We start from the raw sequence: 14,761 nt of genomic DNA on the forward strand, positions 1-14,761 counted from the left end.
TTTTCCAACAGGGTGTTGGGTTATGCAAAAGTCAGGCGGTATTCGGGCAGGCTTTCAGGGCTTGGAGGGTATGGTTGTGCCCGTAAAAATCAAAGCCCTCGCAGGTCTGCGAAGCTCTGATTACCGATGGATAGCGGGAATTGCTGATCATTGGCAAATGGTTATATTGAACATGCTTTATTGCTGACTGTACAAGCTTTCCGTTTGACGCAAGTCTTCCGTTTGAATGAACAATTCACTGCCATACATGCAGCATTAAGTGATGAACTACAAAAAGTCGGGCATTTACGCCAAATATGTTACGGATATCAACACTCAGTTGCTACTGTTGCCTTCAATTCTTGCTTTAATCCCTATGGACATAGTGCTCTAAAGAGACACTCGAATTCTGAGTTATTCAATGCTGTAACAGGCAAATCTATTGGGACGTTGCATGGGTCATTCAATGCTATAGCACTTAGTCCAGAAGGCAGACGTGTAATTAGTGGAGGAGAATACGGTGTTGTAAGTTTATGGGATATAGAAACCGGTCAGATTATTGGTAAGTCATGGCATGGCAACGGTGACATTAATGCAGTGGCATTTAGCCCGAATGGTCATCATGTGATTACTGGAGGAGATAATAGAAATGTATATCTTTGGGATGCCTCTACAGGAAGACGTATTGGAGAATGGCAGGGACATAACGCTCCAATTACCTCCTTGGCATTTAGTCCCAACGGACAGTATGTCATCAGTGGTAGTAAAGATAATACCGTGCGACTATGGGACGCTGCGTCGGGACAATCTATTGGAGAGCCGTGGTGTGGGCATGAGAACATGGTCGAGGATGTTGCGTTCAGCCTAGATGGTAAATGTGTGGTTAGCGTGGGCAAAGATAAGACTTTGCGGCTGTGGAGTATGATTGCTGGGCAAATTCTTAATCAATCATGGGAAGGACATGAAGAGGATGTTACTGCTGTGGCTTTCAGCCCAGATGGTCAATACATAATTAGCGGCAGCATGGATAAAACGTTGCAATTAAAAGATGCAGCAACAGGAGAATTGATCGGTCAACCATGGGTAGGACATAGAAGTTGGATTAGAACTGTGGCTTTCAGCCCGGATGGGAGGTATGTAATTAGTTGCAGTAGGGACGGCACATTGCGACTGTGGGATGTTGTAACTGGACAGACTATCGGTCAACCGTGGCAAGGTCATGAAAATCGAGAATATAGAAGCTCTATTGAATCAGTAGCATTTAGCCCAGATGGTAGCCGCATAGTTAGTGGAAGTGCGGATGATACTTTGCAGTTGTGGAATACTGCAACGGGAAAACCTGTAGGCAATTTGTGGCTGGGACATCAAAAAGCAGTTAAATCCGTAGCTTTTAGTCCTGATGGACTAAGAGTTGTCAGTGGCAGTGATGATATGACGATTCGAGTATGGGATGTAGCGAGTGGAAAAACAATTGGTGAACCATGGGTTGGGCATCAAAATCAAATTAATACAGTAGCTTTTAGTCCTGATGGTCAGTATGTGGTCAGCGGGAGCAATGATAGGACTTTGCGTCTGTGGAATGGAGTAACAGGACAGCCCATCGGTAAGCCATGGCGTGGACATAGCAGCTGGGTTAATGCAGTAGCTTTCAGTCCTGATGGTCAACGAGTAGTCAGCATGGGTAATACGACTTTGCGATTATGGCATGTTCCTACTGGAAAATCACTCGGTCAGCCATACCTAGCGCATGGAAAAAATCAACTTGAGATTGGATTCGGTGAAATACTGGCTGCTGTGGCATTTAGCCCGAATGGTAAGTTCGTAGTCAGTGGAAGTAGGGATGAAATCGTGCGGCTATGGGATGTTGACCCCGAAAGCTGGGTAAAAAAAGCATGTTCTACAGCTAATCGTAATTTCAGCCTCGCCGAATGGCAACGCTTCATCGGCAATGCCTTGCCATACGAAAAAACCTGCCCGGATTTGCCTGCCCCAGGCGAACCCGGCTGGATAGAGCCGTATGCGCATCGCGGATATTGAGCTTGTTGACCAGCACCGAACTGTTCGGGTAACAATCCGGGGCTTGGCTGACACCGTACTTATCCGACATACCTTGCCTTGATTTGGGCAATGCGGCTTTCAATGTCTTGCGGGGAAAGCAGAGGGGCTTGTTCGTCCAAATGCGTTTGGCTTGAAGGCGCAAACCCTTCCAGCCGCAAACTGGCACGGTAGTTACGGCGGCGAATTTGCCGGAAACGGGCGAGTTTTTTAGCCTGTGTCAGCATGGATACGTTCCTTTGATATGATGAGCACATTGTAGCAAATTGCGGAATATTACCCTACCGGAAACATCCGAACTGAGGACACCACGCTTTCCATGCTAGAATCCAACCATCACGCACCGAGAGGAAAGTGTCATGCAAGCTAATAACATCCTCCCAACATCGCCCAAACTGAAAACACTGCTGGAACGCCTACGCACTGTCGAAAAGATCAACGCATCCCCCGACTTATCCGAAAACCACTCTGCCTATCTGGAATCCCATTCAGAAGAACTTGCCAAAAAACTCATACGGGAAGATGTCCAATGGGGATTGCATGGCAAGCACTGAGCCAATCATCTTGCTGATTGTCTGTGATACTAGATTGCTCGTACATCAAGTGTCATGCCGAAGTGCAAACTCAATAACATCTACGCCCAACCGGATACCCCTTGCCTGCATCCTCTGGATAGCCTGAGCCAGTGAGAATTCAGGATGTTCCTGCTTATAGCGCACTAATACGCCGGTTGAACCAGTTAACGTCAAACCATTGAGGCGGGCAACTCGCCTGCCAATAGCTTCATCAATACAAACGGTTTCAATGCCTTTGTCCAATGCCAGTTGAATAACGGCTGCCTCACCTCTATCCAGCGAATTTGCCAAAAACGGCGAAATCTGAACAGGCTGCTGGGCTTTTTGCAGGAAATCAGCCACCATGAACTCTGGTATGGCGAAATTAGTGTCACCACCTCGGCAAATTTCTTCAGCCACCTCAGCCGGAACATGCACCGCAGCATACAGGCTACGCAACGGCTCAAGCGTACCCCACGCTGCCACTAACGCAATCAGTGGGCTGGTATTGATAACGATGGTTTTCTGTTCAAGCATTGGCGAGGTCCGCTTCCAGTTCATCCAGCGGCAAATCCAGCATCGGCACGCCGTAATGGTGAAGGTTCAGCAAGAATGTTACCCGTTCTATGCCCGCCAGTTGAGCTGCCATGCCCGATGACAGGCGTTTCATTTCAAACAACTTGACCGCCATCGCCATACGCGCCTCCTGTGCAAATGCCGCAGGTGTTGTTTGCAAAGCATCAGGGAAGTGCGCGGGATATTCGACGTGTATAGAATTTGACAGCATCGGTGTTGCCTCCTGTTTCTTCCAATATTGCATCATTCTAGCAAAACTCCCTAACTCCTGAGTAAATTCTCGGTGGCTTTCTTCTCCCGCCGATACTCCTCAATACTCAAATTCCGTACCAGCGACTTTTGCCCCGCTTCGTTATGCACGAAATGCACCGAATTAATGTAATCCTCAATCACATGAATTTTCTGCAACGGCGTAACAATCAGCAGTTGCAGATTGAGCTTGCGGAACAGTTCCAGCCCGTAGCGGGTGGATTCGTCCGAGCCGCGCCCGAAGGCTTCGTCAATCACCACAAAGCGGAACGAGCGCGAACGCACCTGCCCCCATTCCAGCCCGAACTGGTAAGCCAGCGCCGAAGCCAGCACCGTATACGCCAGCTTTTCCTTTTGCCCGCCCGATTTTCCGGCGGAATCGCTGTAAAATTCGCGTTCGGTGTCGTCTTCGCGCCAACGTTCACTCGCCGAAAACAGATACCAGTTGCGCACATCGCTGACTTTGCGCATCCACTTGCGGTCAATCTCGCTGAAGCCTTCGCGCCCGTTGAGGCGGTCAATGACGTGTTTGACTTGCAGGAAACGGGTTTCGGTGTACATCTCGTCATCGTCAAGGCTGTGGCTCAGGCATTGGCGCAAATCCGCCCGGAAATCGCGCACTTCCGCGTCCTGTGTCGGGGTCGGCAACAACAAGATGTACGTCCCCGCGTTGTATTCGATGCCCTGCAAGGAACGGTTGATCGCATCGAGTTTGTCGTCGATGGCGCGGCGTTCCTTTTCCAACTGGTTTTGCAACATCACAATGCCCTGAATGGTTTGCTCATTCAGCATCGACTTGAATTTCTGTTCGTGGCGCGGCAGGTCTTCGCTTTGCAGCACCGCCAACATGCGCTGGAATTCGCCCGCTGATTCAAGACTGGCATCCACTTCGCTGGTGTCTGCGGGGTAATCGCGCTTGTAATCCTGCATTTGCTGGACGATTTTCTGCGATAACCGCCGGTTTTTGCCTTCATCGCTATCGAGTTGCGCCTGCATCGCGCTGCGGATGTCGCTTTGCTGCTTGCCCAGACTGCGCAAGTTGAACGCTGTATCACCCAACACCTGTTGCCGCCAGTGTTCCAGCAAGCCGTGGTGTTGTGCCAACGCGGTGGCGGGCAACAAAGCAGCTTGTTCGGTAGCGCGAGCCTGTTCATCTTCCGCATTGATGATTTTATTGTTCAGTGTGCCTTGTTCCAGCAACACCTCGCTGTGCTTGCGGTCGGCATCTTCGCGTTGCTGGCGGCTGGTTTGCAATTGCGCTTGCAGGCTTTGCAGAATGTCGGAACTGTTCTCGATGCGCTGCTGTTCTTCGCGCACACACTGAATGGCGCGTGCCGGGGTATGCCAGTCAATCTCGCTGAAATCGCGTACCTTTTGCACATCACGTAGCGCGTTTTGCTGTTGGCGCAAACCTTGGCGTTGACGTTCGACCTGTGACAATACATCGGCTGTCTGGTGAATTTGCTGAATCAGGGCTTCGGCCTGCGCTTCCAGTGCCTGCAATTTGTCGCGGTTGCTCCAGCCCAGCACGTAGCGGGAACGGTCGTGCAAATTGTGGCGGTCGTCTTTTTCGTGGCGTTGCCCACCGCCTTTGACCTGTCCGTTTTGGCTCAGGGCTTGGTGGTGACGACGAAAATCGGGCATGTCGGTGGCGCAATGGTAGTCAAAGCGTTCGTGCAGCGCGTGTTCCAGCCAAGGGTAAAATTCGCTGTCGGCTTTGATGCGCAGCTTGCGTACCAGCGATTGCGGGTCGAGTTCGCCACGGCGCGAGGTGCTGGAGGTTTGCACACGGTAATACACCAGCCGCCCGTGCAAATGGGTCTGTTCGACGTAGTGGCTGACGCGCTCGCAATGGCGTTCCGGCACTAACAGGCTCAAGCCGAAATTGTGCAAGACACGCTCGGCAGCCCCTTCCCAAACCCGTTCGGTTTCGTCCACTTGCAGCAATTCGCCCGCAAATGGCAGGTCTTCTTCGGGCAGGTTCAGCACTTCCAGCATGGTCTGACGCATGGCGAGGTTTTGGCGCGGGATATTGCTTTTGCGTTGGCGCAGCGAGTCAATGTCCGCTTGTAACTGTTGCTGCTGATCATTTTGCTGGCGGAAACGGATGGCGTGATCATCGCGTTCGGTCTGTAACTGCTGTTCCTGTTGCTGGATGTCAGCCTCCAGCACTTCGACGCGCTGGCGGTTGTGGTAGAAATTGTCTTCACTCAAGTCAGCCGTCAAGCCGAGTTGGGTGATATTGGTCTGCCAGTTATCGTACTGGCGTTGGCAGCGAATGCGGTCTTTTTCCAGCGTCGCCATTTCTTTTTCGAGTTCACGCAAACGCCGCCCGCCTTGGTCTTCGATGCTGCGGTGCAAATCGTCTTCTTGGGTGCGCAAGGTCTGGATGCTGGTTTCAAGCTGGGTGCGCCGATGGCTGAGGCGTTCAGCATCGTGGCGCAGGTTTTGCAGGCGTTCGGTGAGCAAGCCCACTTCCTGCACCGCAAACCAGCAGCCCAAGGCTTCGCGGGCGGCACGCAGGGCGTGGATACTGCTGCTGAGCTGGGTGTAATCGGCAAGGTTGCTGTCCAGCGGTTGCAACAGGCTGATTTGCCGCCGCGCTTTCAATACCGCTTCGTGCAAGCGGTTGAGGTTGTCGAAATCGCGGCACAGGCTGTGAATTTGTTGCTCCACCCCCGTGTCTTCGAGCATGTGGGTACGCACAAAATCGGTCAGATTGCCGACTGATTTCATTGACACGGTTTGGTAAAACAGGTCGAGTGCCTGTTCGGACTGGATGCCGAAATAACGCCGAAAGCGGGCAGCGTATTCCTTGAAGGTGTCGATGACCGCCACGCCGGGCAGTTTCGCCAAGCGTTTGCGCAATTGGCTGATGTCGTTGCCGAAGTTGGCGAAGTGTTCGCGGATGGTCAGTAGGTTTTCGGCGGTGACGTAAAAGCGTTCCGGCTGGCGGCTGCCTTCCTTGAGCCAGAACACTTGTGCCAGCGTCATGCCTTGCGCAAAGCCAGGGTTGTAGAACCAGCCGAGTAACACGCTGTAGTGTTTTTCATCGCGCAGGGCAACGGCTTTTGCACCCTGCCCCAGTTCGTTTTTTTCGCTTTTGTATTCGCCGCGCACGTAAGAGCCGAGGGAACGTTCCTTGCCTTCCGCGCCCGCTGCCTTGTTGTAGGTGATGCGCTGGGTGGGGACGAGCAGGGTGGTGATCGCATCCACCAAGGTCGATTTGCCGGAACCGATGTCGCCGGTCAGCAGCGCGTTGTGGCCTTGCGGGGCAATTTTCCACACATGTTGGTCGAAGGTTCCCCAGTTGTAGACTTCGAGGTGATGCAGGCGGAAGCCGGTTTGGGTATCGTAGCTGGCGAAATCGAGGGAAAGGGCTTGCATCATTTATCCACCTAACCGGTAAAGCGTTGTCTTGAGAAAATCTTCGGTGTGTTCAAAAACCGGGTCAGAATGGTTAATCTGCCGCATGAGCGGTATGACTTTGGTTCTCACCCCCATGCCCCGTGAATCGACGTAAGCATAATCCCGTAAAATTTCCATCATCAGCGGATTACGCGGCGAACGCTGCCCTGCAATCATTTTTGTGACCGTCATGGAGTTTTGCATTTTGCCGGGACTGATGACCTCCAAACGGTCTGCGTAACAGGTCACTTCTATATCCACTGCCCGTGTCCAATCACGATGCGCCAGCGCGTTGATAACTGTCTCACGCACCGCTTCCCAAGGGTATAGCCACGTTTTTTCGCGGCGCATGTACTGGTCAATTTCTGCCGATTCCTCGGTGATAAAGGGTTCGATAGCAGCGGCAAACTTCTCGATCAAACCATCATCGACCAACTGTTTTTTACCACGGTCATCCATTTTCCAACGGCCAACCAGCGGCGCATCCAACACAATATCCAGCCGTGCCTGATACTCCTTGTCTGTCCCGGCAAATGCCATCACGCGCAAACCGGATTGCCGGAGGAAACGGCGGGGTTTAATACCAAAACACAGCAAACCTGCAATGGAACAAACCGTATTCCCCAAACCATCAGAGGCCATCAGACCAAGCCCCAATAAGCGTTCTATCCATTCAGCATTGGTGATGGGAATTTCGGGATCCCTGATAATACCCGCCAGATAATAATTCAAGCGTTCCAGATCAAGATCGGTCAATGACGTTCCCGCCACCGGAAGCACCTCAACATGTAGCAAACCGCCACTTTCAAACAAGCGCAATTGCTGTTCACGGGAAGCCAGTTCCGAACGGTCTCCCATACGGATATACACTTCCTCGCGGTTGTTATGCTTCAACATGTAAGGCTTGGAAATACCGGGGGCAATGGTGATAACGGCAACCCGTTCCGGTATTTTCAATTCCTCATAGAACGGGATGATTTGCGGAAAAACCTTGTCGCGGAATACGTTCAGCACCCATTCCTGAGTATTGGGTTGTTGCAGACCAGAGACAGTCCCATCGTCCTCGACACCAAGAAGTATCCTGCCACCCTGAAAGTTAGCCAGCGCAACAATTTCCTTGGCTAATTGCTCAGGGCGAATATCGTCCCGTTTGAACTCAATCCCGGAGTTCTCACCGTTAGTAATCATTTCTAACAACTCTGATTTAAGCATCATTAACCTCAGTTAAAACCGTATAGGTTTTGAGTTTGGTGTCGAGTTCGCCCAGCCATTGCGCATCGACGAAGGCTTTGAGGATACGGCGGATTTCAAGCATGTCGTCCTGCTGTTTGAGGGTGCGCAAAAAGCCGTATTCGATCACTTTGTTGATGGCGATGTTGATCTGGTCGATGGTTTTGGCTTCGTTGCTATGTTCGGGCATGAACACGCGCATCATTTCGACAACTTGGGCGCGTTCCAGCACCACGCGGCTGTCACCACCCGTGGCATCCTGTTCGGCAAGACGTTTGCGCAGCAGAGCCAGCAGCAGGCTGACGGGGTACGTGAGGGTGCGTTTGGCGACCAGACGCGGGGTATCGGGGCTGTCTTCATCGTCGGTTTCGGTGTCTTGCTGGCGCAGGAAAGCGTAGCCTTCGGTTTCATCGAAATACAGGGTTAAGCCGAGAATGCGGATGTAATCGCGCACGGCGGCTTGCAATTCCAGCAATGCTTGCCACAGACGCGGGTGCTGGTCGGCGTAGACCACGCCTTTGAAAAGCTGAATCAGGACGGGGGCTAGGTTGGGGGTTTGGGTTTCAGTCATAGTTTCACTCTAACGGGTAAACAGGATACGCGGCAAGCGCACCGTGCGCCCTGCATCACCTAACGGCAGCACCTCTTCGACGGACTCATCCACCGCCGCTTTGGCATCCTTGCTGGCAAGGTTCAAATAGGCAACCAGTTCCGCCAAGCCCTGTTGCAGCGGATACTGTTGCAACACTTCCGCCAAACTGACCTGCGAATACTCGTGCAACAGGCGGCGGATATTGCCGCGCAAACGGGCTTCGTCCACCCAATGCTGATTGTAAAGTGCTTGTACATCGACGGATTCATCGGCTTCCTCCAGCTTCACTGCTGCCAGTGCTACTTTGGTTTTTGGCTCGAACAGGCTGCGTTCCATCACCAAATCAATCGCTAAACGCGGCTGATCCAGTGTGGCAAACTGGCGAAAAATATCCGTCTCCGGCGGGGAGTTGCGCATTGCCACTGCGGACTTTTCAATACCCCGAATCAATTGCAGGATGCGCTTATCTTCCATCCACGCCTGATCCGCCAAATACTTGCGTAATTGTTCAGCCAGTTGCGCATTGGTGCGGAACACTTTTTCGCCCGCTTCCAGCAGGAAATAGCCGATACGCGGCAAAAACTGGCGGTCATCGACTTCACGCAAAGCCTCTTGCTGCAAGGCTGCGGTCGTCATGTTTTCGAGTGCCTGCTGGCGTTGCGGTGACATCAGAAACTCCCAGAAGGCATTGAAGCTGCGCCCCTGTTCGGAATCACGGATGTAATCCTGCTGCTCGAAAATCTCGTCCAGCAACTCGCCTTTGCGCTTGTCGCTGGTGGCAATCAGTTCACGCACTTCCTGATCGAGGGTGCGGAAGTTGTATTCGACTTGGCGGAAATCTGCCAGCAATTTACGCGCCGTGTCTTCGGCTTCAAACCAGCGTTCCTTGATCCGCGTCGGGTCAGCCGCGTCCACCAGGCCGGAACGGATGCGGGTAATCTGGCGTTCCAGCTCCGTTTTTTGTCTTTCCAACTCGGCGATTTTAACGGCGGGGTCTTGCTCGGCTTCCTGCACGATTTCCTGCAACAGGCGGTAGAGCGTCATCAGGCGCGATTCGGTGCCGACGAACTGGCGTGGTTGCAAGCCTTGCAGCCATTCCACTGCTTTTTCAGCCCCCGGTGTCAAATCCAGTTGCGGGATGTCGCGGCCTTGCACGTAATATTTGCGTAAGTAAGGGCTGGTTCCGTTTGCCCAATCGTCGAGGTATTGGCGAGCGGTTTTGGGGAACGCGCCCTCCCCTTCCCTGTCGCGCAGGTGGAACAGGTAGTCATCCAATTGGGTGCTTACCTGATCAAACGGCAGCGAACGTTCGTTGGGTTTGATGAAGGTGGCGTACAAGAAACTAACGATCAGCGGAGCATGAGTTGCCGTCAGCAAACGCCAAGTGGTGTCGTGCTTGCGCAGGTAATCAAGGGTTGAATAATCCATCAGTGCCTATGCCGGAAATACGCCTGTAGAAATATAGCGGTCGCCCCGATCACAAATAATCGCCACGATGGTGGCATTCTCGACTTCTTTAGAAAGCCTCAACGCCGCTGCCACTGCCCCGCCCGATGAGACCCCGCAGAAAATCCCTTCCTCAGACGCAAGGCGACGCATGGTGTCTTCCGCCTCCGGCTGGCTCATATCCATTTCGCGGTCAACTTCATCACGGTGGAAAATTTCCGGCAAATACTCCGGTGTCCAGCGACGGATACCGGGAATCTGATCCGTTTGCGTCGCTGGTTGCACGCCCACGATTTGCACATCAGGATTCTTGGACTTGAGGAAACGCCCCGTTCCCATAATCGTGCCCGTCGTACCCATGCTACTCACAAAATGCGTCACCTGTCCGTGGGTATCGCGCCAGATTTCGGGCCCGGTGGAATGGAAATGTGCCAGCGGATTGTCTTCGTTGGCAAACTGGTTCAGCACCTTGCCCTTGCCATCGCGTTCCATTTGCAAGGCAAGGTCACGTGCGCCTTCCATGCTGGCTGCCTTGCTGACAATGATCAGTTCCGCACCGTAAGCTTTCATGGAAGCACGGCGTTCGGCGCTCATGGTTTCGGGCATGATCAGCACCATTTTGTAGCCTTTGATCGCGGCAGCCATTGCCAAAGCAATGCCGGTGTTGCCGCTGGTAGCTTCAATCAAGGTGTCACCGGGCTTGATGTCGCCGCGTTCTTCAGCACGCTGAATCATGCTCAAGGCAGGGCGGTCTTTAACCGAACCTGCTGGGTTGTTGCCTTCCAGCTTAACGAGAAGGGTATTGGTGGTTGCGCCGGGCAAACGTTGCAGGCGTACCAACGGGGTATTGCCGATGAAGGCTTCAATGGTGGGGTAATGCATGTCCGTCACTCTTTATTGTCTGAAGGCAAACAGCTTACCTGCCACGCTTTAGCAGCACAATCCTTCCGGCGGATTTGGCTTGACCTGATCTATTAATAGGGTAATGTCATGAACTTGCAGATAATCATAATAAACAGGAAGTCATGTGAAGAGCGCAACCGAGACATCTGCCCCTATTGACCTATTGACGCTACAAGAATCCTCTGCCAAAACAGACCGTCATGCGGTGTCAGCCACCATGCTTGCCCAGCGTGACCGTGATTTGGCTCATCGCTCCGTTTCGGGAACGCTTGCCTATCTGGTCAGTTGGCTGGTGCTGGTGCAGGGGACACACCTGACCCAGTACAGCCCCGTGTTGGTTTATGCAACGGGTTTATCCCTGTTTTTGCTAACCCTGTGGCGACTGTTTCTCATCCGGCGGCAAACAGCCCTTTGTGCGCAAAATGCTGACCGCTGGCGGCTCCTATTCCGCAGCAATGTGTTGTTATCCAGCGGCATTTGGGGGGGATTCACCGCTTGGGCGTTATCTCAGGTGGGATTAGGTATTCATGGTACGCTTATCTTATTGCCATTACTGATGATCAGTGCTGGTTCCGTTTCCCATTTATCACCCGACAAGCTCTTGCTCACACTATTCAACAATTTCATTCTGTGGCCCACTGTCCTCGTCATGCTGTACACGGGAACGAGCGAAGCCTACATTATCGCACTGGGTTTGTTCCTGCTGGGGATTTTTACCGTCGCGATGGGTGGAACCATCCATAAGGATTACTTCCAGCTTTTGTATAAAAACGATTTACTGGAGCAACAGACCGCCAAACTGGCCGCCGCCAAGGAGTCTGCCGAAATAGCCAACCAAGCCAAAAGCCATTTTCTCGCGAACATGAGCCACGAACTGCGCACCCCAATGAACGGTATTCTGGGCGCAAGTGAATTGCTGACCCCGCTGGTAAAAACCGCAGAACAACAGCAATACGTTTCCCTGATTCAGCGCAGTGGTAAAACGTTGCTGGCACTGCTGAATGATTTGCTGGATTTTTCCAAGATTGAAGCGGGCAAAATGGAATTGGAACTCACTAATTACCCACTGTGCGATATGGTGGCGCACCTACAGCATTTACTGGAAATTCGTGCTAAAGAAAAAGGTTTGGCGTTTAGCGTTGGGGTGGATGCAAGCATTGCCCCTAATCTCAAAGGCGATGAAATCCGCACCCAACAGGTATTACTCAACTTACTCGGCAACGCTATCAAATTTACCGACACCGGCACGGTCACGTTAACCATCAAACCAACGCCCGATCGCGCACGGCTACGCTTTGAAATTCGGGATACTGGCATTGGCATCCCTGCTGAAAAACAGCCGTTACTATTCGGCAGTTTCCAACAAATGGAATCATCAACCGCGCGTAAATACGGCGGCACCGGGCTGGGGCTGGCGATTTCCAAGCAATTGGTCAAACTGATGCAAGGCACCATCGGGATGCAAAGCCAACCGGGGCAAGGCTCATGCTTCTGGTTCGAGATTCCTTATCAAGTGGCAACCCTAACATCGCCCGCCCCCGTATCCAAACCACAATCAACGGAACTTCCCCCACTTGACCCCAGTTGCCGCATCTTATTAGCAGAAGACAATCCGATTAATCAGATCATTGCCCAAGCGATGCTGGAAAGTTTAGGCCTAAGCCATATTGATACCGTAGAAAATGGTAAGCAGGCTATCCAGCACCTGATTGATGCCGACTACGATCTGGTACTGATGGATGTGCAAATGCCAGAGTGCGATGGGCTGGAAGCTTGCCGCCATATACGCCAGCACAGTGTTCACGCAGACATGGCAGCGGTGCGCAACCCAACGATTCCGGTCATTGCCCTAACCGCAAACACCATGCCAACCGATATTGCCGAATGCCTGCAAGCCGGGATGAACAGCCATCTGGGTAAACCGTTGGATACACCGACATTGGCTGCGGAATTGCAACAATGGTTGAGCGCGTCAGCTCCCCTCCAGAATCACGAAAGCGAGCGCGTGGCTGCGCTCATCAGCGACCGAGAGCTGGCAAGCAATCACGCCTAATGCAGTGGCAGTTTCCAAGGTTACGCCGTGCAATTGCAGTAGCGGTTTGCCGCGTACATCGTGGGTGGTTTCGATTTCTTGCAGGCGCACTTCTTTGCCAATTCCAGTACCGAGGGCTTTGGCAAGTGCTTCTTTGGTGGCAAAGCGTTTCGCCAACCATGCTGCCGGATTGGCTTGGCTGGTGAAGCGTTCCAGCTCGTTGGGGTGCAAAATGCGTTCGGGAAAACGTTGCGGGTGGCGTTGCAGGGTAGCTGCAAGTCGGGCGATTTCCACGATGTCTGTGCCGATGCCAATGATCGTCATGCACCCGCTCTTGCAACTTGCATCAACGCCAGCATTTCCACGGTTGCTTGGCGGATACCGACAAACACCGCCCGCGCTACCATCGAATGCCCGATATTGAGTTCACGGATATTGGCAATCGCGGCAATCGCTTGGGTATTGTGGTAATCCAAGCCATGCCCCGCGTTCACTTGAATGCCAAGGCTGTGTGCAAATTCAGTGGCTTCCCGAATACGGTTCAGTTCACGCTGTCTGGCTTCGCCCGTGGCATTCGCATACGTGCCGGTATGCAATTCGATCACGGGTGCACCAATGTCCGGTACACGGCGAATGTGTTCAATATCCGGCTCAATAAACAACGATACGCGGATATTCGCCGCATTCAAGCGTTGGGTCACGCTGCGCACGCGCTCGAATTGCCCGATAATATCCAAGCCGCCTTCAGTCGTCAGCTCTTCACGCTTTTCGGGGACGACGCACGCATCATTCGGCAATACGTCGCAGGCAATGCCCACCATTTCATCGGTCGCTGCCAGCTCCAGATTCAAGCGGCGCGTACACATTTGGCGAATCGCATAGACATCCGCATCCTGAATGTGGCGGCGGTCTTCGCGCAAATGGATAGTAATGGCATGTGCGCCAGCGTCTTCCACCAGCCGTACTGCTTCCAGCAAATCGGGGTAAACCGTGCCGCGTGCTTGGCGTAAAGTGGCGATGTGGTCAATATTGACACCGAGTTCGATCTTATTCATGGAACAATTTTCTCGCATTCAAGGTTTTGCCTTTCAGCAACATCTGGATCAGGTAATCAAGGGTATGGCGCAATTCCAACCGCTGTTCGGGGTGCATCGCCGCTGGTTCGCGCAAGGCAATCAGTAAGTTGCCGGAAATCGGCACGCCCTTGCCCTCCCCTGCATCCGCATACAAACCCTGGTCGGGGCGGAAACGGTAACGCATCGCGGGTTCAATGTCATGCCCCTCCGCGTCATCGTGCCATAGGTTGAGAACATAGCCCGCCATTGCCAGCACGTCCAGTTCAAACAGCGGCAGTGCGAGTAGGTCAGCGGGGTTTTCGAGACGGAACAGGGTTTGCTGGTAGTGGGCGAATAATTCTGGCTGCGGCTGGTGTTGCCACAAGGCACGCAACAGCAATTCATTGGCGTATACCGCACGAATTAATCCAACAGCCTTGAGCGGGAAACGGCGTTTTTCTTCGGCATTAAACAGGGTGAAGACTTCGCCCTTGCCCGTCCAACTGGCATCGAGTTGGCGGAAGGGTTCGAGCATTCCTTTGGAGCGTGAGTTTTTGCCCTGCCCGAATTTGGCGACGCAAGTGATCTTGCCAGCATCGCGGGTAAACATATCCAGCAATAGGCTGGTGTCGCGGTAGGGGTTACGGCGTAAGATGAAGACTGGGGAAAGCTCCGGCAACAC

The 14,761-nt window shown here is 52.8% G+C and carries 14 protein-coding genes; 3 read left to right on the forward strand and 11 right to left on the reverse strand.

Annotated elements, in window-relative coordinates; all coding sequences use genetic code 11:
• The first annotated feature begins 150 nt into the window (after window positions 1–150).
• Window positions 151–2,016 carry a WD40 repeat domain-containing protein gene (locus L2Y54_RS18565; protein ID WP_236498143.1) on the forward strand — a complete coding sequence of 622 codons (1,866 nt, stop codon included), beginning with the start codon at window positions 151–153 and terminating at the stop codon, window positions 2,014–2,016.
• Window positions 2,017–2,075: 59 nt separating this feature from the next.
• Here the strand turns inward: L2Y54_RS18565 and L2Y54_RS18570 are convergent, their stop codons facing one another.
• On the reverse strand, window positions 2,076–2,261 hold the full coding sequence (locus L2Y54_RS18570; protein ID WP_236498144.1) for a YhfG family protein: 186 nt from the start codon (window positions 2,259–2,261) through the stop codon (window positions 2,076–2,078).
• A 132-nt stretch (window positions 2,262–2,393) separates the two neighbouring features.
• Here L2Y54_RS18570 and L2Y54_RS18575 point away from each other — a divergent pair, with 132 nt between their 5' ends.
• The gene (locus tag L2Y54_RS18575; protein ID WP_236498145.1) at window positions 2,394–2,588 is read left to right on the forward strand and encodes a CopG family transcriptional regulator; all 195 of its coding nucleotides are present in this window, start codon (window positions 2,394–2,396) and stop codon (window positions 2,586–2,588) included.
• A 45-nt stretch (window positions 2,589–2,633) separates the two neighbouring features.
• Here L2Y54_RS18575 and L2Y54_RS18580 read toward each other — a convergent pair whose 3' ends face one another.
• Genes L2Y54_RS18580 through cysM form a run of 7 tightly spaced genes read right to left on the reverse strand, consistent with a single transcriptional unit; the run spans window position 2,634 to window position 10,971 of the window.
• Window positions 2,634–3,125, reverse strand: coding sequence for a PIN domain-containing protein (locus tag L2Y54_RS18580; protein WP_236498146.1), 492 nt, complete (start codon window positions 3,123–3,125; stop codon window positions 2,634–2,636).
• The gene (locus tag L2Y54_RS18585) at window positions 3,118–3,375 is read right to left on the reverse strand and encodes a UPF0175 family protein (RefSeq protein ID WP_236498147.1); all 258 of its coding nucleotides are present in this window, start codon (window positions 3,373–3,375) and stop codon (window positions 3,118–3,120) included. Before L2Y54_RS18585 ends, L2Y54_RS18580 begins: the two co-directional genes overlap by 8 nt.
• A gap of 50 nt (window positions 3,376–3,425) precedes the next feature.
• Entirely contained in the window at window positions 3,426–6,803 is a 3,378-nt protein-coding gene (locus L2Y54_RS18590) for an ATP-binding protein (RefSeq protein WP_236498148.1), read from the reverse strand.
• Complete coding sequence (locus tag L2Y54_RS18595; RefSeq protein ID WP_236498149.1) at window positions 6,804–8,036, reverse strand: RNA-binding domain-containing protein; 1,233 nt, start codon at window positions 8,034–8,036, stop codon at window positions 6,804–6,806. It abuts the gene before it with no gap.
• On the reverse strand, window positions 8,026–8,622 hold the full coding sequence (locus L2Y54_RS18600; RefSeq protein WP_236498150.1) for a DUF4194 domain-containing protein: 597 nt from the start codon (window positions 8,620–8,622) through the stop codon (window positions 8,026–8,028). The genes L2Y54_RS18595 and L2Y54_RS18600 overlap by 11 nt, the downstream gene beginning before the upstream one ends.
• A 9-nt stretch (window positions 8,623–8,631) precedes the next feature.
• The gene (locus L2Y54_RS18605; protein ID WP_236498151.1) at window positions 8,632–10,071 is read right to left on the reverse strand and encodes a DUF3375 domain-containing protein; all 1,440 of its coding nucleotides are present in this window, start codon (window positions 10,069–10,071) and stop codon (window positions 8,632–8,634) included.
• A gap of 6 nt (window positions 10,072–10,077) precedes the next feature.
• Window positions 10,078–10,971: a cysteine synthase CysM gene (gene cysM / locus L2Y54_RS18610; protein ID WP_236498152.1), complete on the reverse strand. Its 894-nt coding sequence runs from the start codon at window positions 10,969–10,971 to the stop codon at window positions 10,078–10,080.
• A gap of 145 nt (window positions 10,972–11,116) precedes the next feature.
• Between cysM and L2Y54_RS18615 the strand changes: the two genes are divergently transcribed.
• Window positions 11,117–13,045 (forward strand): ATP-binding protein, encoded by a 1,929-nt coding sequence (locus L2Y54_RS18615; RefSeq protein ID WP_236498154.1) that lies wholly within the window; start codon window positions 11,117–11,119, stop codon window positions 13,043–13,045.
• On the opposite strand, the gene acpS is transcribed toward L2Y54_RS18615, so the two are convergent.
• Genes acpS through recO form a run of 3 tightly spaced genes read right to left on the reverse strand, consistent with a single transcriptional unit; the run spans window position 12,965 to window position 14,758 of the window.
• The gene (gene acpS / locus L2Y54_RS18620; RefSeq protein ID WP_236498155.1) at window positions 12,965–13,348 is read right to left on the reverse strand and encodes a holo-ACP synthase; all 384 of its coding nucleotides are present in this window, start codon (window positions 13,346–13,348) and stop codon (window positions 12,965–12,967) included. The two genes, L2Y54_RS18615 and acpS, sit on opposite strands and share 81 nt — an antisense overlap.
• The gene (pdxJ, locus tag L2Y54_RS18625) at window positions 13,345–14,079 is read right to left on the reverse strand and encodes a pyridoxine 5'-phosphate synthase (protein ID WP_236498156.1); all 735 of its coding nucleotides are present in this window, start codon (window positions 14,077–14,079) and stop codon (window positions 13,345–13,347) included. The genes acpS and pdxJ overlap by 4 nt, the downstream gene beginning before the upstream one ends.
• On the reverse strand, window positions 14,072–14,758 hold the full coding sequence (recO, locus tag L2Y54_RS18630) for a DNA repair protein RecO (protein ID WP_236498157.1): 687 nt from the start codon (window positions 14,756–14,758) through the stop codon (window positions 14,072–14,074). The genes pdxJ and recO overlap by 8 nt, the downstream gene beginning before the upstream one ends.
• Between the last annotated feature and the right edge of the window lie 3 nt (window positions 14,759–14,761).

The organism is Thiothrix winogradskyi (genome assembly GCF_021650935.1).
GTDB lineage: Bacteria > Pseudomonadota > Gammaproteobacteria > Thiotrichales > Thiotrichaceae > Thiothrix > Thiothrix winogradskyi.

What these genes read in the sequence shown, in the direction of transcription:
- L2Y54_RS18585 (WP_236498147.1), bottom strand. Translation starts at nt 3,375, where the DNA reads ATGCTGTCAAATTCTATACACGTCGAATATCCCGCGCACTTCCCTGAT.
- L2Y54_RS18600 (WP_236498150.1), bottom strand. Translation starts at nt 8,622, where the DNA reads ATGACTGAAACCCAAACCCCCAACCTAGCCCCCGTCCTGATTCAGCTT.
- L2Y54_RS18595 (WP_236498149.1), bottom strand. Translation starts at nt 8,036, where the DNA reads ATGATGCTTAAATCAGAGTTGTTAGAAATGATTACTAACGGTGAGAAC.
- acpS (WP_236498155.1), bottom strand. Translation starts at nt 13,348, where the DNA reads ATGACGATCATTGGCATCGGCACAGACATCGTGGAAATCGCCCGACTT.
- L2Y54_RS18605 (WP_236498151.1), bottom strand. Translation starts at nt 10,071, where the DNA reads ATGGATTATTCAACCCTTGATTACCTGCGCAAGCACGACACCACTTGG.
- L2Y54_RS18570 (WP_236498144.1), bottom strand. Translation starts at nt 2,261, where the DNA reads ATGCTGACACAGGCTAAAAAACTCGCCCGTTTCCGGCAAATTCGCCGC.
- L2Y54_RS18590 (WP_236498148.1), bottom strand. Translation starts at nt 6,803, where the DNA reads ATGATGCAAGCCCTTTCCCTCGATTTCGCCAGCTACGATACCCAAACC.
- cysM (WP_236498152.1), bottom strand. Translation starts at nt 10,971, where the DNA reads ATGCATTACCCCACCATTGAAGCCTTCATCGGCAATACCCCGTTGGTA.
- L2Y54_RS18580 (WP_236498146.1), bottom strand. Translation starts at nt 3,125, where the DNA reads ATGCTTGAACAGAAAACCATCGTTATCAATACCAGCCCACTGATTGCG.
- L2Y54_RS18575 (WP_236498145.1), top strand. Translation starts at nt 2,394, where the DNA reads ATGCAAGCTAATAACATCCTCCCAACATCGCCCAAACTGAAAACACTG.
- pdxJ (WP_236498156.1), bottom strand. Translation starts at nt 14,079, where the DNA reads ATGAATAAGATCGAACTCGGTGTCAATATTGACCACATCGCCACTTTA.